Origin of the sequence: Phaeobacter sp. PT47_59, assembly GCF_028890025.1 — a bacterium.
GTDB lineage: Bacteria > Pseudomonadota > Alphaproteobacteria > Rhodobacterales > Rhodobacteraceae > Phycobacter.
The window spans coordinates 171795-194468 of sequence record NZ_JARCJL010000001.1; the positions used below are offsets into that span (position 1 = coordinate 171795).

Consider the following 22674-nt stretch of genomic DNA (forward strand, 5'->3'; position numbering starts at 1 on the left):
CCTCCCCTATAGGAACTGGTTGTTCTCGTCTTCGATCTCGGCGGCGCGGATCAGCACGTCCGCAAGCGCAACCATCACCGTGGCCAAGACCAGGAATACCGATTCGATCTCAAAGGGCAGCCAGGAAATATCCATCTCCTCCATCGGGATGCGCCCATCGGCCATGGTGATCGGCACCACGTTCATGAAGGCATAAAGCCCCAGCCACATCATGCCCAGACCGATGCCACTGCGCCGCAGACCGGTGGCCAGCGCCCGAAACATATGCGCGCGCCCCAGCTTCAGCAGCAGATGGGCCTGCCAGAAGGTCAGCAGGATGCCGAGCAGAAATGTCACCGCAAAGACCAGCGCCAGGACCAGCCCAAGCGGTGCAGGTGCAAAGGGCTGGGGATCAAAATCGGCCAGATCCCAGAGCTCCTCATGCTCTCCCATCGCTGTCAGCACGATGACCGACAGCACGTAAAAGGTCATCAATGCCCCGGTGATGACCATAAGACCCCGCGCAATCAACGCCATATCACCCTCCTCTTTCGGCTCTCCCCTGTGATGTCAGCCTTTCCTTGCAAGAGCAAGTTCTTTCCCTAAATCGATACTGATTTATTGTTTTACAGAAATTTCTTGTTGCACAGGAAAAATTCTTATCTATGGTCCGCCGCATATCCGGCCCTCTCCCCGGGCCGGGCAAAATTCAAAGGACATAGTATGACCACCAAGATTACCCTGACCGCCGCTTCCATTGTGACTGGACTGCTTGTTTCCGCCTGCGACATGGCACCAACGGCACAGCCCCTGCGGTTGAGCGGGCCTGTGGGCGCGCGGTTTGCTCAGGATGAAGCTGAATGTAGATCTATCGCCATGCGCTATGATCAGAACCTTGCGTCAGAGGGGGCCGTTGCAGGGGCGCTGATCGGCGCCGCCATCGGTGCAGGCGAATCCCACGAAGACGCCCTGGCTGGTGCCGCAATCGGCGGCCTGATCGGCGCTGCCGAGGGCACGGTCGACAAGGAGGAAAGCCAGCGCAACATGGTGATCCGCTGCATGCAGAACCGCGGGCATCCGGTGATCGGCTGACCTCCAGCAGTGGCGCGACAGAGGGCTGTACTGGCCTGACGAACACGCCAAATACAGAGGTGGGGCCGCGATTTGTGGGAAACAGGCGCGGCCCCTTACTGCTCTGGTTTCGGGTCGGTCCGCAGGCGAAAGCGAAGCGACCCTTTCTGAGGGATTTCTGCCTCAACATGCAGGCTCAGTGTGACATTTCCGTCGAAAGTAAACAAATCCTTAGAAATTCGAATTGTTTGCATTTTGCGCGATCCGCCGCAGCGACGCGCCAGGGCAAGAGACTTTCCGCCGATCATCGGTAAGGTTTTGCCGATGTGGTGCCGGGATGAAGCAGAGCAATTGTCTGACCCGCCCGTGCTGACTACCGTCCGATTGGACATGGATCCGTCACGGCTCGCAAAGGATGGGCATTTATGAAACGGCGTGAATTTCTGACTGTACTGCTTCTTCCCATGGTTTCAGCGGCCTGCAGCCGCCCCACGCCATCCGTGAGCCGGGCGGAACCGCCGCTTTTCCCCAACGAAACGCCCGAGCTGCGCCAGAAGATCAATCACTGGTCGGACCATTACGCCGTGCCCCGCAGCCTGGTCCATCGTCTGGCCGTGCGGGAGAGCACCCATCGCCCCCATGCGCTCAATCGGCCCTATTACGGGCTATTGCAGATCCTGCCTGCCACGGCGCGCACCATGGGCTTTCGCGGGGCGCCGCCAGAGCTACTGGATGCCGATACCAACCTGAAATACGCGGTCAAATACCTGCGCGGCGCCTGGCTCTTGGCGGATGGCAGCCAAGATGTCGCAATCCAGCACTACGCCCGAGGCTATTATTACGAGGCGAAACGGCGGGGCATGCTGACGGAAACCGGCCTGCGCAGTTGATCCCCGCAGCCATCGGCCCCCAGCCGCGCCACAATCCGCACTGCACCCTTGCACGAAAAAGGCCGCCTCAACCGGGCGGCCTTCTCGTTATCCACGGTAAGAGCGGAGGACTTATTCGTCGTCCAGCGCCTCAACAGCCTTCTGCAGGTCTTCTTTGGAGACCTCTTTCTCGGCAACGGTGGCCTGTTCAAAGACGTGGTCAATGACCTTGTCTTCGAAGATCGGCGCACGCAGCTGCTGCTGCATCTGGGCGTTCTGCTGGATGAACTCGAAGAACTGACGTTCTTGGCCCGGGTACTGACGCGCCTGCGCCATGATCGCCTGGGTCATTTCCGCGTCGGTCACTTCCACTTCGGCTTTCTGGCCCAGCTCGGCCAGCAGCAGGCCCAGACGCACGCGGCGTTCGGCCAGCTTGGTGTGCTCTTCGGTCGCTTCGATTTCACCGTGGTTGTGATCGTGCACCTCGGGGTTATCCTCGTGCCACAGCTGATGCGCGATCTGCTTGGCTTCGGCGTCCACCAGCGACGGCGGCAGGTCGAAGGAGACCAGTTCGTCCAGCTTGTCCAGGGTCGCGCGCTTCATCACGGCACGGGCGGCACCGGCGTATTCGGCTTCCAGACGCTCGCGGATCTGACCCTTCAGGGCCTCCAGATCTTCGGCGCCGAATTTCTTGGCCAGTTCGTCGTCGATCTCGGCCGCCTTCGGCGCCTTCACTTCCTTGACGGTGCAGGTAAATACGGCTTCCTTACCGGCCAGGTTTTCCGCCTGGTAGTCTTCGGGGAAGGTGACGGTCACGTCTTTTTCTTCACCGGCCTTCACGCCAACCAGCTGCTCTTCGAAGCCGGGGATGAAGGAGTTGGAGCCCAGCACCAGCGGGTAATCTTCGGCGGAACCGCCGTCGAAGGCTTCGCCATCGACCTTGCCGACGAAATCGATCACGACCTGGTCGCCATCTTCCGAGGCAGCACCTTCGTCGCGGGCGTCAAAATCCTTGGCGGTTTCGGCCAGGTTCCCCAGCGCTTCATCAACGGCTTCGTCTTCGGCTTTCACCACAAGTTTCTCAACCGAGATCACGGAGAGGTCGACCTCGGGGATCGCGGGCAGCGCCTCGTAGGACATCTCGACGTTGACGTCGTCGCCTTCTTTCCAGTCCTCGTTGGTCATCTTGACCTCGGGCTGCATTGCAGGGCGATCGCCGCTGTCTTCGAAGTGCTTGTTCATGGCGCCATCGATGGCTTCCTGCATCACTTCGCCCAGCAGGCGCTGACCAAATTGCTTGCGCAGCAGCGCCATCGGCACCTTACCCTTGCGGAAGCCCTTCATTTCGACTTCGGGCTGCGCTTCGACCAGCTTTTCGCTCACCTTCTCGTCCAGCTCGGCAGCTGTGACGGTGATGGCGTAGCCGCGTTTCAGACCTTCGTTCAGCGTCTCGGTGACCTGCATCCTATACCCCATAGAGATTCGGGGCGCGCGCGCAGGCTCCGCCCCCAGACAATTTGTGGCCTTCTATTGGCATGGGGGCTTCGGCGCAAGAGGCATTGCCGCTCTCGATGTGACATTGCGCAGGTTTCTTGAGGTTTCACGGCCCCACAACGGCAAAACACGCCCCGAAGGGCGTGCTGCAATCGCAAATCTCGCAGCGTGCTGCTCAGAACTTCCAGCGTGCACCGGCCAGGATCACGTTGCTGTCCTGATAGGCGGTCGCGGAGGTATCCGAGTAGGAATAGTCGCGATAGGCGAGATAGGCTTCGACATTGTACTTGTCGATCTTCTGAACCGCGGCCACGCCCCAGGATTGCGCCGAGTCGCCCACGCTGACCATGTCGGAACCATCGTAGTAATCGAGCGACAGCGAGGTGGTGCCCGCAGCGATCCAGTTGGCGCTGTAGCCCAGCTTGGCATAGGCGTAGCTGCCCGCGATATCGCGCTCTCCGGCGGCAACCGACAGCGACAGGCCGGTGGGTTTATGGGCCACCGCAACCGAGCCTACGACATCGCGAATATCGGCCCGGCCGGTCTGTTCGGTCCAGGCCGCACCCAGGGCGGCATCAACGGCGAAGTCACCGAATTCATTGCCGTAGCGCACTGCGATATCATAGGTTTCCCGGTCGTTGTTGGTGCGCAGGATATCGGTACCGTAGGAGGCGGAGAAGGTGAAACCACCAAAATTGGCCGAGTCATAACGGATACGGCCCAGGCGGCCGCCGTCATAGTCGCTGAAGGCATCGCCCACGGAAACCCCGCTCAGGGCGCCGCCCGCGGTGCGGAAGGCATATCCACCGGCCGCGTCGCTGACCGAGACACCCGCAGCCACGCCGGTGCCCGAGGCATCGCTGCCCGCGATCCCGTCAGAGGCCATGGAGCCCTGACCGGCGGAGAACTTGCCATACCGCGCGGTGTCATACTGGAAATCCACGTGGCGGATACGGGTGCGGTTCCAGGTCAGGGTGTCTCCCTTGGAGGTCTGGCTGACCCCATCCGAGGCGCGCAGGCCAAAGGCGGTTTCGAACCGGAAGGTCAGCGTATTGTCGCCATAGGCCTGCTTCAGCCAGAAACCGATGCGCGAATTCGAGCCGGTGTTGTCGACCAGGCGATCGTAGGTCTCGGCGCCATCATCGTAATATTGGAAGGCCGGGTTGAACTGGCCATACCAACTGAAGGACCCGCCGGTGCTGTTTTCATAGGTCGGCCCTGCAAAGGCGGGCGCTGCAAGGGTCGCGGCAACGGAAGCTGCCAAGGCTCTGGTTGCAAATTTCGGTGTCATTAGATGTCTCCTGACGTTGTCATACGGCACGGCGGCCCCAATCCCCGGCGGCTGCACCTTCAGGAGAGGTAACAACGGCGCAATTGCCGCAGCACCCTTGAAAACGCCAGCGCGCTGACAGCTAGGACCCACTGCCATGGCTGGGCGGAATGTTGCCAATTCCCCCCAATCATTGGCAGGTTTACGCCAGAAAATCAGGTGTTTATGTAATGCAATTCACATATCGCATGCAGTACTCACAGGGCAGCAATGCCCCGCACGCAACACTCTTGAACACTTCTCAAATGTGCGTGAGCGCACACAAATTTGTTATCGGGATTTAGGCGCCCCTGCCGTCACATTGCGGTGAGTGCAAGAGCAACAGCACAATCAACACATGCGCGACCCTGTGGGTGCGCGGTCTCGGCTCACACCCGTCGTGCCTGGGTCAGCACCAGAATATCCTGAGCTGCCCTCGGCGCGGGAGGGACCGGTGCCGCAGGTTGCCGCCCGAACTCCAGACGCTCCACCTCCGCCATGAAGGCCTCAAGCTCCTGTGTCGGCTCGCCGAAGAATTCCGCGAGCTTCACCTGCTCCCGGCTCACCTGCCGCAGGTCCAGTCGTTCCTCGGCATCGAACATGGAGACCTGATAGCCGATCTTGGCAAAGCCTTGCCGGGACTGCGCCAGCGCTGCCGCCCCGCGCCGGGACAGCATCCGGAGAAAACTCGCATCGCGATACCCCGCAGCCGATAGTTCGGCCGTCAGCGCGTCGATCTCGCGGGGGGAAATATCTGTCAGGTCATAGCGATCAAAGACAGCATCGATTTCCGTCTTTCTGGGCTGCCCCCAGCGGATGAAGCGCACCACCTTGTCTGCGGCAACAGCGGGGATGGCACGCAGCGCATGGGTGCTCCCGGTCAATGGGTTGGACGCTTGCGAGATGGCGGCGTTGGCTTGTGTCATCGGGGGAACCTGCTTCTTTCTGAACCATCCCCATGGTGACCAAATATGGTAAATACAGCGCTAAGAAGACCAGACAATTGCCCGAAATGTGCGGGCGGCGTCAGCCCTTCCTCTCCTCTGCCTGCCTGAGCTCCGTCAGAAAGGCCTCTGCCGCCAGAGAGAGCTGCCGCGCCTTTGGCCATGCCACGTGCCAATGACGGATGATTGGAAAGGGGTCTACCTCCAGTTCGACCAGATACCCGTGACGCAGCTCCAGCGCGACGGTCGAGCGGCTGAGCACCGACAGGCCCAGCCCGGCGATCACCCCCTGTTTCACCGCCTCATTGGCCCCCAGTTCCAGTTTCACGCGCGGGGTGGCACCCGCCTCTTCGAAACAGCGCTCTGCCGCCAGCCGCGTGCCGGATCCGCTTTCCCGGGTCAGGAACGGGTATTCGGCCAGATCCCTCATGGTGAGACCGGGACGCCTGGCCAGCGGGTGATCCGGCGGCGCGATGGCTACCAGGGGGTTTTCCGCGAACCGCTCGATCTCGGCCTCCATGCTTTCAGGCGGGGTGCCAAGAATGTAGAGATCATCCGCGTTCTGGGCAAAGCGCGCCAGGATTTCCTCGCGGTTGCAGACGGTCAGCGCCACCTCGATTCCCGGATAGGAGCGATTGTAAGCCCCGATCCGGGCCGGGATGTCGTATTTCGCGGTGGAGACCACCGCCAGGCGCAACCGCCCGCGCGCAAGCCCCCGCAATTCGGCAAGGCGCATATCCAGATCCTCGGCCTCTGCCAGGATGCGCTGCGCCGACAGCAACACCACCGCTCCAGCCTCGGTCAGGAACAGGGTCTTTCCCATCCGCTCGATCAGCTTGTGACCGGTCTGTTCCTCCAGTTGGCGCACCTGGGCAAAGACGGCCGGCTGGGTCAGATGCAGCACCTCGGCCGCGCGGGTGTAGGAAAGCTGCTGCGCAACCTCCTGAAAAATCTGCAATTGTCGGAGTGAGTATCGCATGAATAAAGATTACTGTATTCTGAAACTAAAAACTATTCATTTTTATATATTCATTAACTATGGCTTCCTGTCCCCGATGAAGTGGCCCGCCCATATGGGTCGCCACGCGGAGGAGACACACCCATGAATATGCATGCACCAGCCAAGAAATACGACGCCGGCGTCAAGGACTACCGCTCCACCTATTGGGATCCCGCATATAGCCCCAAGGACACCGATGTTCTGGCGGTCTTCAAGGTGATCCCTCAGGACGGCGTACCGCGCGAAGAGGCCGCCGCTGCCGTGGCGGCCGAAAGCTCCACCGGCACCTGGACCACGGTCTGGACCGACCTTCTGACCGATCTCGATCATTATAAAGGCCGCGCCTACCGGATCGAGGATGTGCCGGGCCAGGACGAAGCCTTCTATGCCTTCATCGCCTACCCCGCGGATCTGTTCGAGGAAGGCTCGGTCGTCAACGTCTTCACCTCGATCGTCGGAAATGTCTTTGGCTTCAAGGCAGTGCGGAGCTTGCGCCTTGAGGACGTGCGCTTCCCGATCTGGTTCGTGAAGACCTGTTTCGGCCCGCCCCATGGCATCCAGGTCGAGCGCGACAAGATGGACAAATACGGCCGCCCCCTGCTCGGTTGCACCATCAAGCCGAAACTGGGCCTCTCGGCCAAGAACTATGGCCGCGCCGTATACGAGGTGCTGCGCGGGGGGCTCGATTTCTCGAAAGACGACGAAAACGTCAACTCCCAGCCCTTCATGCGCTGGCGCGACCGCTTCCTGTTCTGCCAGGAGGCCATCGACAAGGCCCAGGCCGAAACCGGCGAGCGCAAGGGCCACTATATGAACGTCACCGCTCCCACGGTGGAAGAGATGTTCAAACGCGCCGAATTCGCCAAGGAGATCGGCACCCCGATCATCATGTCCGACTATCTGACCATCGGCTGGGCGGCACATAACTCCCTGTCGAAATGGTGCCGCGACAACGGCATGCTCTTGCACGTGCACCGGGCCATGCATGCGGTGATGGACCGCAACCCCAACCACGGCATCAACTTCCGCGTCCTGACCAAACTGTTGCGGCTTCTGGGCGGCGATCACCTGCATTCGGGCACCGTGGTGGGCAAGCTGGAAGGCGACCGCAACGCGACCTTGGGCTGGATCAACCTGATGCGCGACAAATTCGTCAAGGAAGACCGTGAGATGGGCATCTTCTTCGATCAGGACTGGGGCAGCATGCCGGGTGTCTTTCCCGTCGCCTCGGGCGGGATCCACGTCTGGCACATGCCCGCACTGGTATCGATCTTCGGCAACGATAGCGTCCTGCAATTCGGCGGCGGCACCCTGGGACACCCCTGGGGCAATGCGGCGGGTGCTGCGGCCAACCGTGTGGCGCTTGAGGCCTGCGTGCAGGCCCGCAACGAAGGGCGCGAGCTGGAAAAGGAAGGCAAGGACATCCTGATGGCGGCGGCGAAACATTCGCCCGAGCTGAAATCCGCGATGGAGACCTGGAAGGAAATCAAGTTCGAGTTCGACACCGTCGACAAGCTGGACGTGCAGCACCGCTGATCGCGCCCCCTCGAACACATATCAAAAGGACCAAACCCATGAGCACCATTCAGGACTACCCCTCCCGCCTGTCGGATCCCGCCTCGCGCAAGATGGAGACCTTCTCCTACCTGCCGGAAATGACCAAGGACCAGATCCGCAAACAGGTGGAATGGATCGTCACCAACGGCTGGAACCCGGCAATCGAACATACCGAGCCGACCAATGCCTCGGGCTATTACTGGTACATGTGGAAGCTGCCGATGTTCGGCGAAACCGACGTGGACGCGATCCTGGCCGAGCTGGACGAATGCCACGCCGCCAACCCCAAGCACCACGTTCGTCTGCTAGGTTATGACAATTTCACCCAAAGCCAGGGCGCCAATATGGTCGTCTACCGCGGCGAGATGATCTGATGCCCCTGCTGCCCGGCGCTCCCTCGTGCCGGGCAGCACATCCCAAGCCCAGACCAGATTGCCCGGCCAAGAGGAGGAGCCCGCCATGAAAGACATGCTTGACGACTTCCGCGTCACCGATGCGCCCTTCTGGCGGCAGACCGGCGATGAGGTGGAGCTGTTCACCGCCGCCTGGGATGCCCGCATTCCCGTCATGCTGAAAGGCCCGACCGGCTGCGGCAAGACCCGCTTTGTGGAGCACATGGCCTGGAAACTGGGCCGCCCGCTGGTCACCGTCGCCTGCAACGAGGATATGACCGCCTCGGATCTGGTGGGGCGCTACCTGCTGGATGCGGACGGCACCCGTTGGCAGGACGGCCCGCTGACCTTTGCCGCCCGTCACGGCGCGATCTGTTACCTTGATGAAGTCGTCGAGGCCCGCCAGGACACCACCGTCGCCATCCATCCGCTGACCGATGACCGCCGGGTTCTGCCCCTGGAAAAGAAGGGCGAGCTCTTACAGGCGCATCCCGATTTCCTGATCGTGATCAGCTACAACCCCGGCTATCAGTCCCTGATGAAGGATCTGAAACAATCGACAAAACAACGCTTTGCGGCGATGAACTTCACCTGGCCCGAGGGCGAGACCGAGGTCGAGATCCTGGCCCATGAAGCGGGCATCGACAGTGAAACCGCAGGCAAGCTGGTGGAGATCGGCGCGCGCTCCCGCAACCTAAAAGGGCACGGGCTGGACGAAGGCGTGTCCACCCGGATGCTGATCCACGCCGGCCGGTTGATCAAGGGCGGGATCGCGCCGCGCGCCGCCTGTTCCATGGCGCTGGTCAACTCCATCACCGATGATCCGGATATGCGCGATGCTCTCGATGCCGCAGTCGCAACCTGGTTCTGAGGCGCTGCCCGCCGATCACACGGGCCTGCTGGACAGCCTGCCGGGTGAGGTTGCCGAAGTTCTGCTTTCCGCCCTGCCCGATGCCCGGCGCAAGCTGTCGCCCCGCGCTTTGGACACTTGGCTGCGCGGCGCTGAGGCCCTGATGCAACTGGGCCGCGGCACGGATCCGGTCATCGCCTGGATCGAGGCGGCACCTGCCCTTGCCCGGGATCTGGGCGAAGACGTTCTTGGCGATCTCTTGCCGCTGCTGCTGGGCTTTGCCTCGCGCACCTCGGGCGCGGTGATTGCCCGACTGCTGGAGACCGCACCGCAGGCCGCGATGCGTCTTGGCGATGCAACGCTTTTCATGGCCTACCTGCGCTTCCTGGAGCACCTTCTGGCCCGCGCACCCCGTGCCGTTCGGTCCATGCTTGACCACCTTGGCGATCTTCTGGAGATTCTGACCCTTGGAGGCTTACGCCGCTGGGCCGATTGGGGGGTGGAAGCGCACAGGACGAACTTCAAGGAACTGCTCGCCTATTTCTCGCTGGAAACCGAGGAAAGCCGCGCCGTCATTCAGCGCGAGCGCAAGGGCACGCTTCTGGTAGATGTGCAGCGGCGGCTGATGATCTACCTGCGCGCCCTTTGGGGGCGGGATTTCATGCTGACACCCACCGCGGGCGATTTCGAAGACCGCGCGGGCCTGCGCCCCTATTACGAGGGCTACAGCCTACACCTGCCCGACGCGTTGGATGACTGGCAGGATCAGCCTGCGCTGGATCTCTACCGGGCGCAGGCCGCCCATCTGGCCGCGCATCTCGCCTGCCTGCGCAAGCCCATTCAGGGCGAAGGGTTGAACGCGCTGCAATCGGCCATGATCGGCCTCATTGAGGACGCCCGCGCCGAGGCGCTCGCCATTGCCCGCCTGCCCCGGTTGCGCGATCTCTGGGCGCCATTTCACCAAGGCACCGCGCCGGGCATCGCCGGAGAGTTCGACCGCATCGCCCGCGCGCTCTTGCTGCCGGATCAGGCGCCCGAAAGCGATCTTGCGTCCTGGGTTCGGGGCGAATTCGTGCAGCTGGATCTGATGGACAACGAAGCCGCCCGCACCCTGGGCCTGCGCCTGGCCGAACGCCTGCGCGGCCAGCCCTATTCGGCCTATTCCGATCACCCCTCCTGCCCCTATCGCTGCGACAACCGGCTCTTGTGGGCGTTCGAGGAGCTGGAATTCAACACCGAATACGCCCCGCCGCCGCAGGTTCGCAAATATGTCTCGGTCAGTGAAATGGTGAACGAGGTCGAGGTCGAAACCGCAGGCGAGGACGCGCAGGAAATCTGGGTGCAATCGGCGGAGTTCTTCGACGACGACGGCCAGAGCTATAATGAGAAGGAAGGCCGCGAGCCGCTGGCGCCGCCGGTGACCTATGATGAGTTCGACCATACAATCCAGATGATGCGCCCGGCCTGGGCCACGGTGCTGGAGCGCCGCCCGCGTCTGGGGGATCCATCCGAGGCCGAGGCGATCCTAGCCGAACATCGCCCGGTGATGGAGCGGCTGAAGCACCGGCTGGACGCCATGCGCCCGCAAGGCATGCAGCGCATCCGCAAGCTGGAGGATGGCGATGTGATCGACATCGGCGCCGCCATAACCGCCGCCATCGACATTCGCATGGGTCGCCAGCCCGACCCGCGGGTGATGATGCGCCAGGTGCACAAGACCCGCGACACCGCCGTGATGGTGCTGCTGGATCTGTCGGAATCGACGAACGATCCCGTGGGCGATGGCTCCACCGTGATGGACCTGACGAAATCGGCCTGCGTCCTGCTGTCAGAGGCGATTAACCGCGTCGGCGATGCCTTTGCAATCCATGGATTTTGTTCCGATGGGCGCGCTCAGGTCTATTACGAGAGGTTCAAGGATTTCGACCAGCCCTGGGAAGACTTGGCAACCGCCCGCCTGATGGGCGCCGAAGGACGCCTGTCAACGCGCATGGGGACCGCCATTCGCCATGCCACGGCGCAGATGAAGCGGGTGAAGGCCACGCGCAAGCTGATGTTGGTTCTGACCGACGGTGCGCCTGCCGATATCGACGTGCGCGATCCGCAATACCTGCGCGCCGACACCCGCCGCGCGGTGGAGGAAGCCACGCAAAGCGGTATCACCCCCTTCTGCCTGACCCTGGATCCAGGTGCCGATGCCTATGTGCAGCGCATCTTCGGCCCGCGCGGCGCGATGATCCTCGACCGGGTGGAGCGCCTGCCGGAACGGCTGCCGCAGCTCTATGCGGCGCTCACCCGCTGAGACTATGTCTTGAACTGAGGAAGATAAGCGCCTGACAAGGCATCTATTTCCCTGGCGCAAAGCTGGGTTGCCGGAGGCACTTCTTCACCATCGGCGGCGCCGGTGATCAGATACCAATGGCGCATCACCGGCAGATCCCGCCCCCGCAGCAGCGCCAGGCGCCCCGCTTCCAACTCGTCATGCACCGTGTGCAGCGACAGGAAGGCAATCCCCAATCCGGCCAGAACCGCCTGCTTGATGGTCTCGTTGGAAGGCATCTCCACCTTCTTCGGGCTTTGCCCCTCTCCCAACCGTTCGATGAACCGTTCCATCAGGATCCGGGTACCCGAGCCTTCCTCGCGGCTGAGAAAGGTCTCCTGCATCAGCCTGTGCGGCGCATAGCCATCCTCCTGCGCCAGCGGATGATCCGGCGGCAGGACAATCCCATGCGGATGCGGCCCCAAGGGAATCGCCCGATGAATGACGCTGCGTGGCGGACGCCCCATGATCGCGAGGTCGTATTCTCCGCGGCCAAGCGCCTGGATCACCTCGGACCGGTTGGCCACCCGCAAAGATATCTCCACATCCGGAATCCGATCCTGCAGCAGCCGCACCAATCGGGGCACGAAATACTTCGCGGTAGAGACCGTTCCCAACACCACATGGCCCCGCCGCCCCTCTGCCAGGGCCAGGATCTGGCGCTCTGCATGCGACAAATTCGCTTCGATCCGATGGGCAGCAGCCAGCATCTCCTGCCCGGCGGTGGTCGGGTGAAACCCGGTGCCATCCTTCGCACGTTCCAGCAGAGCCTCTCCAACTGCGCCTTCCAGGTTCTTGATTTGGCTGTGAATTGTCGGCGGCGTCTGATGCAGAAGATCCGCTGCCCCCGTCAGGCTGCCGGTTTCCGCGACCGCCAGAAGCGCACGCAACTGCTTGAGCGTGATGGCATCAACTCGCATATTCGAAACCTTCTAATCCAAGTTCACATTTTTTAAATTCCTTAAAAATTCATTTTTTTGCAAGTTTTCCGTCGTGAGGGAGGAGGACAGCATGAGAATTCTAGATCAGGTCCCAAAAGACAGTGATCCTGCGCTGGTTGCGGAGCTCGACCGGCTGGCCGGTGTGGCCGCATCCCTGGCGCGGCGTATTGCACGCGGAGGCATCGACGAAAACCTCGGCGGCGCGGCTGGCACCAATACCGACGGCGATGCGCAAAAGGCGCTGGATGTGATCGCGGACGAGGCCTTCATGGAGGCGCTCGCCCAGGGCACTACCCGCCACTATGCCTCCGAAGAGCAGGACAGCGTGGTCACCATGAACCCCGAAGGCCAGTTCGCCATCGCGATCGACCCGCTGGATGGCTCCTCCAATATCGACACCAATGTTTCGATCGGGACGATTTTCGGGATCTACCCGGCGGCGGACACGCCCGAGGCCTCCTTCCTGCGTCCGGGCCGCGATCTGCTGGCGGCGGGCTATGCGATCTACGGGCCGCAATGCGCGCTGATCGTGACATTGGGTGACGGCGTGTTGAAATACGTTCTGGACCCGGAGGTCGGACAGTTCCGCCTGATTGGAAAGCTGGGACGGATCGCGCCGGATTCAAAGGAATACGCCATCAACACCTCCAACTACCGCCACTGGGGCACGGCGATCCGCGCCTATATCGACGATCGCGTTGCCGGCAGCGAAGGGCCTGCGGGCAGCGATTTCAATATGCGCTGGATCGCATCGCTGGTGGCGGAAACCCATCGCATCCTGACCCGTGGGGGTATCTTCCTGTATCCCGCCGACGACCGGCAGGGCTACGGCCAGGGCCGCCTTCGCTATGTCTACGAATGCGCCCCCATCGCCATGCTGATCGTACAGGCGGGCGGACGTGCCACCGACGGCCAAGAGCCGATCCTGGATGCGGTGCCGCACACTCTGCACATGCGCACGCCCTTTGTCTTCGGCTCGGCCAACAAGGTGGCGCGGGTCGCCACCTACCACGATCTGCCGGAAGAAGAGACCTCGGCGCTATTTGGAACGCGCGGATTGTTCCGCGCCTGATCCCAACACCTTCAGGACATCGACATGAGCATCAAACACCCGATCATCAGTGTCACGGGATCCTCCGGGGCTGGCACCTCGACCGTGAAAAAGACCTTCGACCAGATCTTTCGCCGCGAAGGCATCCAATCGGTCTCGATCGAGGGCGACGCCTTTCATCGCTACAACCGCGCCGATATGCGCGCCGAGCTGGAGCGGCGGCAGGCGGCAGGCGATCACACGTTCTCGCATTTCTCCTATGACGCCAACGAGCTGGGAGAGTTGGAGCGAGTCTTTCGCGAATATGCCGAGACCGGCAAGGGTCGCACCCGCACCTATGTGCATGACGCCGAGGAAGCCGAGAAAACCGGGGTGCCGCCGGGGGAATTCACCGCCTGGGCGCCCTTCGCGGACGGGTCCGACCTGTTGTTCTATGAAGGCCTGCACGGCTCGGTGGTGAATGACGAGGTGAACCTCGCCGCCCTGGCGGACCTCAAGATCGGGGTGGTGCCGGTGATCAACCTCGAATGGATCCAGAAGATCCACCGCGACCGGGAATCGCGCGGCTATTCGACCGAGGCCGTGACCGAAACCATCCTGCGGCGGATGCAGGACTATGTGCATTGCATCTGCCCGCAGTTTTCCGAAACCGATATCAATTTCCAGCGCGTGCCGGTGGTGGATACGTCGAACCCCTTCATCGCGCGCTGGATCCCCACCCCGGACGAAAGCCTGGTGGTGATCCGCTTCAAGAACCCGCGCGGCATCGATTTTCCCTACCTGATGTCGATGATCCACGACAGCTGGATGACCCGCGCCAACAGCCTGGTCATTCCGGGCGGCAAGATGGACCTCGCCATGCAGCTGATCTTCACCCCCATGGTGAACCGGCTGGTCCATGACGCAAAACGGGCCTGAGGAGACCTGCCATGACCATTCAAACCCCTGTCGTGACGACCGAAACCCTGATGGCCAATGCCATTCGCGCGCTCACCATGGATGCGGTGCAAGCGGCCAATTCGGGCCATCCCGGCGCCCCCATGGGACTGGCGGATGTGGCGACCGTGCTGTTCAACCGGTTTATCAAGATCGACCCCAGCCGCCCCGACTGGCCCGACCGCGACCGTTTCGTGATGAGCGCAGGCCATGGATCCATGCTGGTCTATGCGATCCATCACCTTCTGGGTTATGCGGACATGGACGCCGACCAGCTGCGCAATTTCCGCCAGATGGGCGCGCGCACGGCGGGACACCCCGAATACGGCCATGCAGCCGGGATCGAGACCACCACCGGCCCGCTTGGTCAGGGGATTTCCACCGCCGTTGGCATGGCCATGGCCGAACGCATGATGCAGGCGCGGTTCGGTGACGATCTGGTTGACCACTACACCTATGTGCTGGCCGGGGATGGCTGCCTGATGGAGGGCATCAGCCACGAGGCCATCGATCTGGCCGGTCACCTGGGCCTTGGTCGGCTGATCGTCCTGTGGGATGACAACCGCATCACCATCGACGGGCCGACGGATCTGTCCACCTCGACGGATCAGAAGAAACGGTTCGAGGCCGCAGGCTGGCATGTGCAGGCCGTGGACGGACACGCGCCCGAGGCCATCGCCGCCGCAATCGCCGCCGCCCGCGCTGATGAGCGCCCCTCGATGATTGCCTGCCGCACGGTGATCGGCAAGGGCGCCCCCAATATGGGTGGCAGCCACAAGGTGCATGGTGCGCCCTTGGGCGCGGAGGAGATCGCCGCCACCCGGGCAGCAATCGACTGGCCGCATGCGCCCTTTGTTGTCCCGGATACCGTCAGCCAGGCCTGGCGCGAGGTGGCAAAGCGTGGCGAGAAAGCGCGCAAGGATTGGGAGGCCCGCAAGAGTGCGTCAGTGAAAGCGTGTGAGTTTGACACCTCCATGGCCCCGCCGGATGCCGAAGCCCTGCGCGAAGCCATCAGCGCCTACAAGGCCCGCCTCAGCGCCGATGCGCCAAAGGTCGCGACCCGCAAGGCATCCGAGATGGCGTTGGAGGTGGTGAATGCCACCCTGCCCAACAGCGTCGGCGGCTCGGCGGATCTGACAGGATCCAACAACACCCGCAGCAGCGCCATGCGGCCCGTCACCGCGCAGGACTTCAGCGGAAATTACATCCATTACGGCATCCGCGAACATGCCATGGCCGCCGCCATGAACGGCATCGCGCTTCACGGTGGCTTCAGAACCTATGGCGGCACCTTCCTGGCATTCGCCGATTACTGCCGTCCCGCCATGCGCCTCTCGGCCCTGATGGGGGTTCCGGTCACCTATGTGATGACCCATGATTCCATCGGCCTTGGCGAGGATGGCCCGACACATCAACCGGTGGAAACCATCGCCTCGCTGCGCGCGATGCCGAACATGAACGTGATCCGCCCCGCCGATGCGGTGGAAACGGCGGAAGCCTGGGAAATGGCGGCCACTTCGGCCACCACCCCCACGGTCCTGTGCCTGTCACGCCAGGGCCTGCCGACCCTGCGCCGCACCCACAGCGCCGAAAACCTGACCGCAAAGGGCGCCTATGTTCTGCGCGGCAGCGCGGTGCGCGACGTGACCCTGATCGCCACCGGATCGGAAGTCGAAATCGCCATGGAGGCCGCCGACATTCTGGCACAGGACGGGATCCGGGCTGCCGTGGTCTCTGCCCCCTGTTTCGAGGCCTTCGCGGGTCAGTCCCCGGACTACCGCGCCGCCGTGCGCGGCAGCGCCCCCCGCATCGGTGTCGAGGCCGCCATACGCCAGGGCTGGGAGCTGTTCCTGGAACGCGGCGACGGCTTCATCGGGATGAGCACTTTTGGCGCCTCCGCCCCCGCCGAGGAGCTTTACCGTCATTTCAACATCACGGCCGAGGCCATCGCCGCCACAGCCCGCCGCCATTTCGAGAAGAGGACGAAGGCATGACCACGAAAGTCGCCATCAACGGCTTTGGACGCATCGGACGCTGCACTCTGGCCCATATCATCGAAAGTGGGCGCAACGACATCGAGGTGGTGAAGATCAACGCCACCGGCCCGATTGAAACCACCGCGCATCTTCTGCGCTATGACAGCGTGCACGGGCGGTTCCCGCACGCCGTTGCGGTCAACGACGATACGCTCGATCTGGGCCGCGGGCCGATCAAGGTCTTCTCCACCTACAACCCCGAGGAACTGGACTGGGAGGGCGTGGATGTGGTGCTGGAGTGTTCCGGCGTGTTCAATTCCAAGGAACAATCCTCGGTCCACCTGCGCCAGGGCGCGCGCAAGGTGCTGATCTCGGCCCCCGCCAAGAACGCCGACCGTACCGTGGTTTATGGGGTCAACCACCGCGATCTGCGCAGCGATGAGCTGGTGGTCTCCAACGGCTCCTGCACCACCAATTGCCTCGCGCCGCTGGCCAAGGTGCTGAATGACGCCATCGGCATCGACAGTGGCATCGTCACCACGGTGCATTCCTACACCGGCGATCAGCCCACCCTGGACCGCCGCCACAAGGACCTCTACCGCGCCCGCGCCGCCGCCCTGTCGATGATCCCCACCTCCACCGGAGCAGCCAAGGCGATCGGAGAGGTCCTGCCGGAACTCTCGGGTCGTCTGGATGGATCCGCGATCCGGGTGCCGACCCCGAATGTATCAGCCGTGGATCTGACCTTCATGGCCGCCCGCGATGTGACGGAGAATGATGTGAACGCGATCATGGCCGAGGCCGCGCAAGGCCACATGCAACAGATCATCAGCTATGAGACCGAACCCAAGGTCTCCATCGATTACAACCACGACAGCCATTCCTGCAATTTCGCCGCCGACCAGACCAAGGTGATGGGCGCGCGGCTGGTGCGGGTGATGGCCTGGTATGACAACGAATGGGGCTTTTCCTGCCGCATGGCGGATACGGCCAATGCCATGGGGAGACTTCAGTGATGGACCTGCCGCAGATTGATCTTGCCTCCGTCAAGGGCCGCCGCATCCTGGTGCGCGCCGACCTCAACGTGCCGATGAAAGAGAACGGCACGGTCAGCGACGACACCCGGATCCGCCGCTTTGCCGATGGAATGAAGCCCCTGCTGGCCGCAGGCGCGCGGTTGGTGATCCTGACCCATTTCGGCCGCCCCGAACCGGGCACGGATGCCGGGGAGTATTCCGTTGAACCGCTCATCCCATCCCTTGCCGCTGCCTTGGGGCGTCCAGTGCGGTTTTGCCCGGAGCTGATCGGGGAAGAAGCCGTCGCCCGCAGCCGGGGTCTGAGCGATGGCACGGTCATGCTCTGTGAAAACCTGCGCCTATCGGCAGGGGAGACCGCCAATGACCTCGCCTTCGCCGCACAACTGGCAAAGCTTGGCGATATCTGCATGAACGATGCGTTTTCCTGCGCGCATCGTGCCCATGCCTCGACCGAAGCCTTGGCGCACCTGCTGCCCGCCGTGGCCGGCCCCTTGATGGTTGAGGAGATCGAGGCGCTGTCGGCCGCTCTGGAATGCCCCAAACGCCCGGCGGTGGCGGTGGTGGGCGGCGCCAAGGTTTCCAGCAAGATCGCGGTACTGAAGAACCTGGTGCAGAAAGTAGATCACATCATTATCGGCGGCGGCATGGCCAATACCTTTCTCTATGCCGATGGCGCGCCGATGGGCCGCTCGCTGCACGAGGCCGACCAGATCGAAACGGTGCGGGAAATCCGCGCGCTGGCGCAGGCCGCAGGCTGTAGCCTGCACCTGCCCGAAGATGTGGTCGCCGCCTATGATTTTGCCGCCGGTGCAGCCCATGACATCACCCCCGCCGCTGCCTGCCCAAAGGAGGCCATGATCCTGGATGCAGGGCCGCGCGCGCTGAAACGGTTCCAGTCGGTACTGACCTCCTGTAAGACGATCCTGTGGAACGGGCCGCTGGGGGCCTTTGAACTCTCCCCCTTTGACCTCGCGACCAGGCACCTGGCTGAGACAGCCGCCGATCTGACCCGGCAGGGCCTGGCGGTTTCTGTCGCAGGGGGCGGCGATACGGTTGCGGCCCTCAACATGGCCGGTGTATCTGGCGATTTCACATATGTCTCCTCCGCCGGGGGGGCTTTCCTGGAATGGCTGGAGGGTAAGACGCTCCCCGGCATTGCGGCGCTGCAAGGCGCGGCAAAAGCGGCCTAAGAGGTTTTCATGGCACTTATCACTCTTCGTCAACTGCTGGATCACGCCGCCGAACACGGCTATGGCGTACCGGCCTTCAACATCAACAACATGGAGCAGGGTCTGGCGATCCTGAAGGCCGCCGCGAAATGCGACAGCCCTGTGATCCTTCAGGCCAGCCGGGGCGCGCGCTCCTATGCGGGCGACATCATGCTGCGGCACCTGATCCAGGCGCTGGTGGAAATGTATCCCCATATTCCGATCTGCATGCATCAGGACCATGGCAACAACGAACAGACCTGCCTGTCGGCGATCCGCCACGGGTTTACCAGCGTGATGATGGACGGCTCGCTTGAAGCCGACATGAAAACGCCCGCGTCCTATGAATACAATGTCGAGATCACCGAGCGGGTTTCCCGCATGGCCCATTGGGTTGGTGCCTCGGTCGAGGGCGAACTCGGCGTACTCGGCTCTCTGGAAACCGGCGAGGCAGGCGAAGAGGATGGATCGGGCGCCGTGGGCAAGCTCACGCAGGAGCAGCTTCTGACCGATCCGGATCAGGCCAAGGATTTCGTGGCGAAAACCCAGGTCGATGCGCTTGCCATCGCCTGCGGCACCAGCCACGGCGCCTATAAGTTCAGCCGCAAGCCCACTGGCGACATCCTGGCGATCAGCCAGATCGAGGCAATCCACGCCAAGATCCCCAATGTCCATCTGGTGATGCACGGCTCCTCCTCGGTGCCGCAGTACCTGCAAGACCTGATCAACGAATACGGTGGCGAGATGCCCCAGACCTATGGCGTGCCGGTCGAAGAGATCGAGCGCGGCATCAAATCGGGCGTGCGCAAGGTCAATATCGACACCGACAACCGCATGGCCATTACCGGCCAGTTCCGCAAAGTCGCACAGGAAAAACCGACCGAGTTCGACCCGCGCAAGTTCACCATCCCCGCGATGGAAGAGATGGAAAAACTCTGCCTTGACCGGTTCGAGCGTTTCGGCACCGCTGGCAATGCCTCCAGGATCACCCCGATTGATCTGGATGAAATGGCGAAACGCTACAGCAGCGGCGCGCTGGCGGTCTGATCACCCTTTTCCAAGCAAATAGCGGGGGCGTTTCGCGCCCCCCGCCCCTCCCCCACATGACGAGGCCCCCGATGTCCTTTGACCGCAGCGTGAAGATCGCGCCCTCCATCCTCTCTGCCGATTTCGCCAACTTCGGCCAGGAAATCCGGGCCATCGAGGCCGAAGGCGCCGACTGGGTGCATGTGGACGTGATGGACGGTCACTTCGTCCCCAACCTCACCTTCGGGCCGATGGCGGTGAAGGCGTTCCGCCCACATGTAAAAACCGTGATGGACGTGCACCTGATGATCGCGCCGGTCGATCCCTACATCGAGGCCTATGCCGATGCGGGCGCCGATGTGCTGACCGCCCATATCGAGGCTGGCCCGCATATCCACCGCACCCTGCAGGCCATTCGCGGCGCGGGCATGAAGGCGGGTGTGGCGCTCAATCCCGGCACCCCGGCCGAGGCGGTGGCGCATCTTCTGGACCTCACCGATCTGATCTGCGTGATGACGGTGAACCCCGGCTTCGGCGGGCAGAAGTTCATCGACATGACCGGCAAGATCGCCGCCCTGCGCCAGATGATCGGCGACCGCCCCGTGCATATCGAGATCGACGGCGGCGTCGATCCCACAACCGCCCCCAAGGTGCGCGCCGCTGGTGCCGATGTGCTGGTGGCGGGCTCGGCTGTCTTCAAGGGCGGCTCGGTCGACAATCGGTCGGTCTACGGCACCAATATCCGCGCCATCCGCGAGGCGGCAAATGCCGCTTGAGGCGCTGATATTCGATGTGGATGGCACGCTGGCCGAGACGGAAGAGCTGCACCGGCGCGCCTTCAACGAGACATTCGCCGTGGAAGGCCTTGATTGGTACTGGAGCCGGGATGCCTACCGCCACCTGCTCCAGACCACCGGCGGCAAGGAACGTATCGCCCGCTACATGGCTGAGATCGGGCTGCCACAGGATGCCATCGACATTGCCGCCCTACACAAGGCAAAATCCGATCGCTATCTGCGCCTGATGGGCGACCGCGGGCTGGAGCTACGCCCCGGCATTGCAGACTTGATCGCTCAGGCCAAGGCCGCCGGGCTGAGCGTGGCCATCGCGACAACGACCAGCCGCCCCAATGTGGATGCGCTTTGCGCTGCCTGTTTCGGAGCACCTGCCGAGAGTGTTTTCCCGGTCATTGCCTGCGGCGACGAGGTCTCGGCCAAGAAACCCGCGCCAGACGTCTATAACCTGGCCTTGCACCGCCTTGATCTGCCCCCAGAAAACGCCCTCGCCTTCGAGGACAGCAGCAACGGGCTGCGCAGCGCAGAAGCTGCCGGGGTCGCTACGGTCGTGACGCCCTCGATCTACACCGAGGACGACGATTTCACCGGCGCCCGCTCTGTGATCAAGGGTGTCACCGCGCTTGGCGGTATCGCCACCCTGACCCGCCTCTGGCCCCGGCCCTAAACCGCGTAACGAAAGGAGCCTGTCATGGCCGTTTCCCCTCCTATCTGCGATTTCGGCTGGCGCGCGCCGGAGTTCCGCCTGCCCGCCACCGATGGCCGGACCTACAGCCTGACGGAAATCGCAGGCCCCAAGGGGTGCCTCGTGATGTTCATCTGCAATCACTGCCCCTATGTGATCGCGGTTCTGGACCGGATCCAGCGCGATGCCTGTGACCTGCAAGAGCTGGGCATCGGGGTGGCCGCGATCTGTTCCAACGACGCCACCGCCTACCCGCAGGACGGTTTTGACAAGATGGTGGACCTGGCCCGCGACCGCGCCTTTTCCTTTCCCTATCTGCATGACAAAGACCAGAATGTCGCCCGCGCCTGGAATGCCGCCTGCACGCCGGATTTCTTCGGCTTCAACTCCGCCGGAGAATTGCAATACCGCGGGCGGCTGGATGCCTCAGGGCGCAACCCGGCTCCACCCGATGCCCCGCGCGAATTGTTCGAGGCCATGCGCCAGATTTCCAAAACCGGCCGGGGACCGAAAGACCAGATCCCCTCGATGGGGTGTTCGATCAAATGGAAGGAGCCCGCATGAGCCAGGCCATTGTATTCGACCTTGACGGAACGCTGATCGACAGCGCCCCCGACATTCACGCCGCCGCCAACCGGATGCTCCAGGATTTCGACCACACCCCCCTCACCCTGGAGCGCGTCACCAGCTTCATCGGCAACGGCATTCCCAATCTGGTCCGCTTGGTCATGCAGGAGCGCGGCATTCCCGAGACCGAAGAAGACACCATGCAGGCGCGGATGCTGGTCCACTACATGGCGCATCCAGCGGATCTGTCGCAGCCCTACCCCGGCGTGACCAACTGCCTTCAGACGCTGCGGGATCAAGGATACAAGCTGGGGGTCTGCACCAACAAGTTGCGCGCGCCATCCATCCAGATCCTCGACGCGCTGGATCTGTCACGGTTTTTCGAGGTGGTCGTAGGCGGCGATACCCTGCCGGTGAAGAAACCCGACCCGGCCCCCTTGCATGCAGCCTTCCAGGCCCTCGGCGGCAATGCCCTGCTTTACGTCGGCGACAGCGAAGTGGATGCAGCCACGGCCCAGGCCGCCAAGATACCCTTCGCGCTCTTCACCAAAGGTTACAGGAAGACCCCAGTCGAGGATCTGCCAAGCAGCGTCACTTTCGATGATTTCACCAAACTGACCGCAATTGCAGGCCAAGAGAGCGGCGTATCCGCCGTCTGACGCGGCATG

The 22674-nt window shown here is 62.7% G+C and carries 22 protein-coding genes; 16 read left to right on the forward strand and 6 right to left on the reverse strand.

All coding sequences use genetic code 11. The features are described from left to right. Positions 1-6: 6 nt before the first annotated feature. Positions 7-516, reverse strand: a complete 510-nt coding sequence (locus tag PXK01_RS00790; RefSeq protein ID WP_274858456.1) for a hypothetical protein — start codon at positions 514-516, stop codon at positions 7-9. Positions 517-702: 186 nt separating this feature from the next. Between PXK01_RS00790 and PXK01_RS00795 the strand changes: the two genes are divergently transcribed. Both PXK01_RS00795 and PXK01_RS00800 read left to right on the forward strand, forming a co-directional pair. Beyond that, complete coding sequence (locus PXK01_RS00795; protein ID WP_274846728.1) at positions 703-1071, forward strand: glycine zipper domain-containing protein; 369 nt, start codon at positions 703-705, stop codon at positions 1069-1071. 404 nt (positions 1072-1475) lie between these two features. After that, positions 1476-1940 (forward strand): transglycosylase SLT domain-containing protein, encoded by a 465-nt coding sequence (locus PXK01_RS00800; protein ID WP_446728347.1) that lies wholly within the window; start codon positions 1476-1478, stop codon positions 1938-1940. A 111-nt stretch (positions 1941-2051) separates the two neighbouring features. On the opposite strand, the gene tig is transcribed toward PXK01_RS00800, so the two are convergent. The 4 genes from tig to PXK01_RS00820 form a co-directional block, all read right to left on the reverse strand. After that, positions 2052-3383: a trigger factor gene (tig, locus tag PXK01_RS00805; protein ID WP_274846727.1), complete on the reverse strand. Its 1332-nt coding sequence runs from the start codon at positions 3381-3383 to the stop codon at positions 2052-2054. A gap of 205 nt (positions 3384-3588) precedes the next feature. Further along, positions 3589-4704, reverse strand: coding sequence for a porin (locus PXK01_RS00810; protein WP_274846726.1), 1116 nt, complete (start codon positions 4702-4704; stop codon positions 3589-3591). A 407-nt stretch (positions 4705-5111) separates the two neighbouring features. Continuing rightward, on the reverse strand, positions 5112-5648 hold the full coding sequence (locus PXK01_RS00815) for a hypothetical protein (protein ID WP_274858458.1): 537 nt from the start codon (positions 5646-5648) through the stop codon (positions 5112-5114). 100 nt (positions 5649-5748) lie between these two features. Continuing rightward, positions 5749-6645, reverse strand: coding sequence for a LysR family transcriptional regulator (locus PXK01_RS00820; RefSeq protein WP_274858460.1), 897 nt, complete (start codon positions 6643-6645; stop codon positions 5749-5751). A gap of 123 nt (positions 6646-6768) precedes the next feature. Between PXK01_RS00820 and PXK01_RS00825 the strand changes: the two genes are divergently transcribed. The 4 genes from PXK01_RS00825 (at position 6769) to PXK01_RS00840 (ending at position 11767) form a co-directional block, all read left to right on the forward strand. After that, positions 6769-8202 carry a form I ribulose bisphosphate carboxylase large subunit gene (locus tag PXK01_RS00825; protein WP_274858461.1) on the forward strand — a complete coding sequence of 478 codons (1434 nt, stop codon included), beginning with the start codon at positions 6769-6771 and terminating at the stop codon, positions 8200-8202. Positions 8203-8240: 38 nt separating this feature from the next. After that, positions 8241-8597, forward strand: a complete 357-nt coding sequence (locus tag PXK01_RS00830; RefSeq protein ID WP_274846722.1) for a ribulose bisphosphate carboxylase small subunit — start codon at positions 8241-8243, stop codon at positions 8595-8597. A gap of 85 nt (positions 8598-8682) precedes the next feature. After that, complete coding sequence (locus PXK01_RS00835) at positions 8683-9486, forward strand: CbbQ/NirQ/NorQ/GpvN family protein (RefSeq protein WP_274846721.1); 804 nt, start codon at positions 8683-8685, stop codon at positions 9484-9486. Beyond that, positions 9452-11767, forward strand: coding sequence for a nitric oxide reductase activation protein NorD (locus PXK01_RS00840; protein ID WP_274858462.1), 2316 nt, complete (start codon positions 9452-9454; stop codon positions 11765-11767). The genes PXK01_RS00835 and PXK01_RS00840 overlap by 35 nt, the downstream gene beginning before the upstream one ends. A 2-nt stretch (positions 11768-11769) precedes the next feature. Here the strand turns inward: PXK01_RS00840 and PXK01_RS00845 are convergent, their stop codons facing one another. Next, positions 11770-12705: a LysR family transcriptional regulator gene (locus PXK01_RS00845; protein WP_274858463.1), complete on the reverse strand. Its 936-nt coding sequence runs from the start codon at positions 12703-12705 to the stop codon at positions 11770-11772. Positions 12706-12796: 91 nt separating this feature from the next. Between PXK01_RS00845 and PXK01_RS00850 the strand changes: the two genes are divergently transcribed. The 10 genes from PXK01_RS00850 to gph all read left to right on the forward strand — a co-directional run bounded on the left by PXK01_RS00850 (position 12797) and on the right by gph (position 22665). Next, positions 12797-13798 (forward strand): class 1 fructose-bisphosphatase, encoded by a 1002-nt coding sequence (locus PXK01_RS00850; protein WP_274858464.1) that lies wholly within the window; start codon positions 12797-12799, stop codon positions 13796-13798. Between the two features lie 24 nt (positions 13799-13822). After that, positions 13823-14695: a phosphoribulokinase gene (locus tag PXK01_RS00855; protein ID WP_274846717.1), complete on the forward strand. Its 873-nt coding sequence runs from the start codon at positions 13823-13825 to the stop codon at positions 14693-14695. A gap of 11 nt (positions 14696-14706) precedes the next feature. Continuing rightward, positions 14707-16707, forward strand: a complete 2001-nt coding sequence (gene tkt / locus PXK01_RS00860) for a transketolase (RefSeq protein WP_274858465.1) — start codon at positions 14707-14709, stop codon at positions 16705-16707. Continuing rightward, positions 16704-17705, forward strand: a complete 1002-nt coding sequence (gap, locus tag PXK01_RS00865) for a type I glyceraldehyde-3-phosphate dehydrogenase (RefSeq protein WP_274858466.1) — start codon at positions 16704-16706, stop codon at positions 17703-17705. The genes tkt and gap overlap by 4 nt, the downstream gene beginning before the upstream one ends. Continuing rightward, positions 17705-18916 (forward strand): phosphoglycerate kinase, encoded by a 1212-nt coding sequence (locus tag PXK01_RS00870; protein WP_274858467.1) that lies wholly within the window; start codon positions 17705-17707, stop codon positions 18914-18916. Before gap ends, PXK01_RS00870 begins: the two co-directional genes overlap by 1 nt. A gap of 9 nt (positions 18917-18925) precedes the next feature. Next, positions 18926-19981, forward strand: a complete 1056-nt coding sequence (fba, locus tag PXK01_RS00875; RefSeq protein WP_274858468.1) for a class II fructose-bisphosphate aldolase — start codon at positions 18926-18928, stop codon at positions 19979-19981. A gap of 71 nt (positions 19982-20052) precedes the next feature. Continuing rightward, the gene (gene rpe / locus PXK01_RS00880) at positions 20053-20736 is read left to right on the forward strand and encodes a ribulose-phosphate 3-epimerase (RefSeq protein ID WP_274858469.1); all 684 of its coding nucleotides are present in this window, start codon (positions 20053-20055) and stop codon (positions 20734-20736) included. Next, positions 20726-21421, forward strand: coding sequence for an HAD family hydrolase (locus PXK01_RS00885; protein WP_274858470.1), 696 nt, complete (start codon positions 20726-20728; stop codon positions 21419-21421). The genes rpe and PXK01_RS00885 overlap by 11 nt, the downstream gene beginning before the upstream one ends. A 24-nt stretch (positions 21422-21445) precedes the next feature. Further along, a complete protein-coding gene (locus tag PXK01_RS00890) occupies positions 21446-22003 on the forward strand; it encodes a thioredoxin family protein (protein ID WP_274858471.1) in 558 nt (185 codons plus the stop codon). Next, positions 22000-22665, forward strand: coding sequence for a phosphoglycolate phosphatase (gene gph / locus PXK01_RS00895; RefSeq protein ID WP_274858472.1), 666 nt, complete (start codon positions 22000-22002; stop codon positions 22663-22665). The genes PXK01_RS00890 and gph overlap by 4 nt, the downstream gene beginning before the upstream one ends. The last annotated feature ends 9 nt before the right edge of the window (positions 22666-22674 follow it).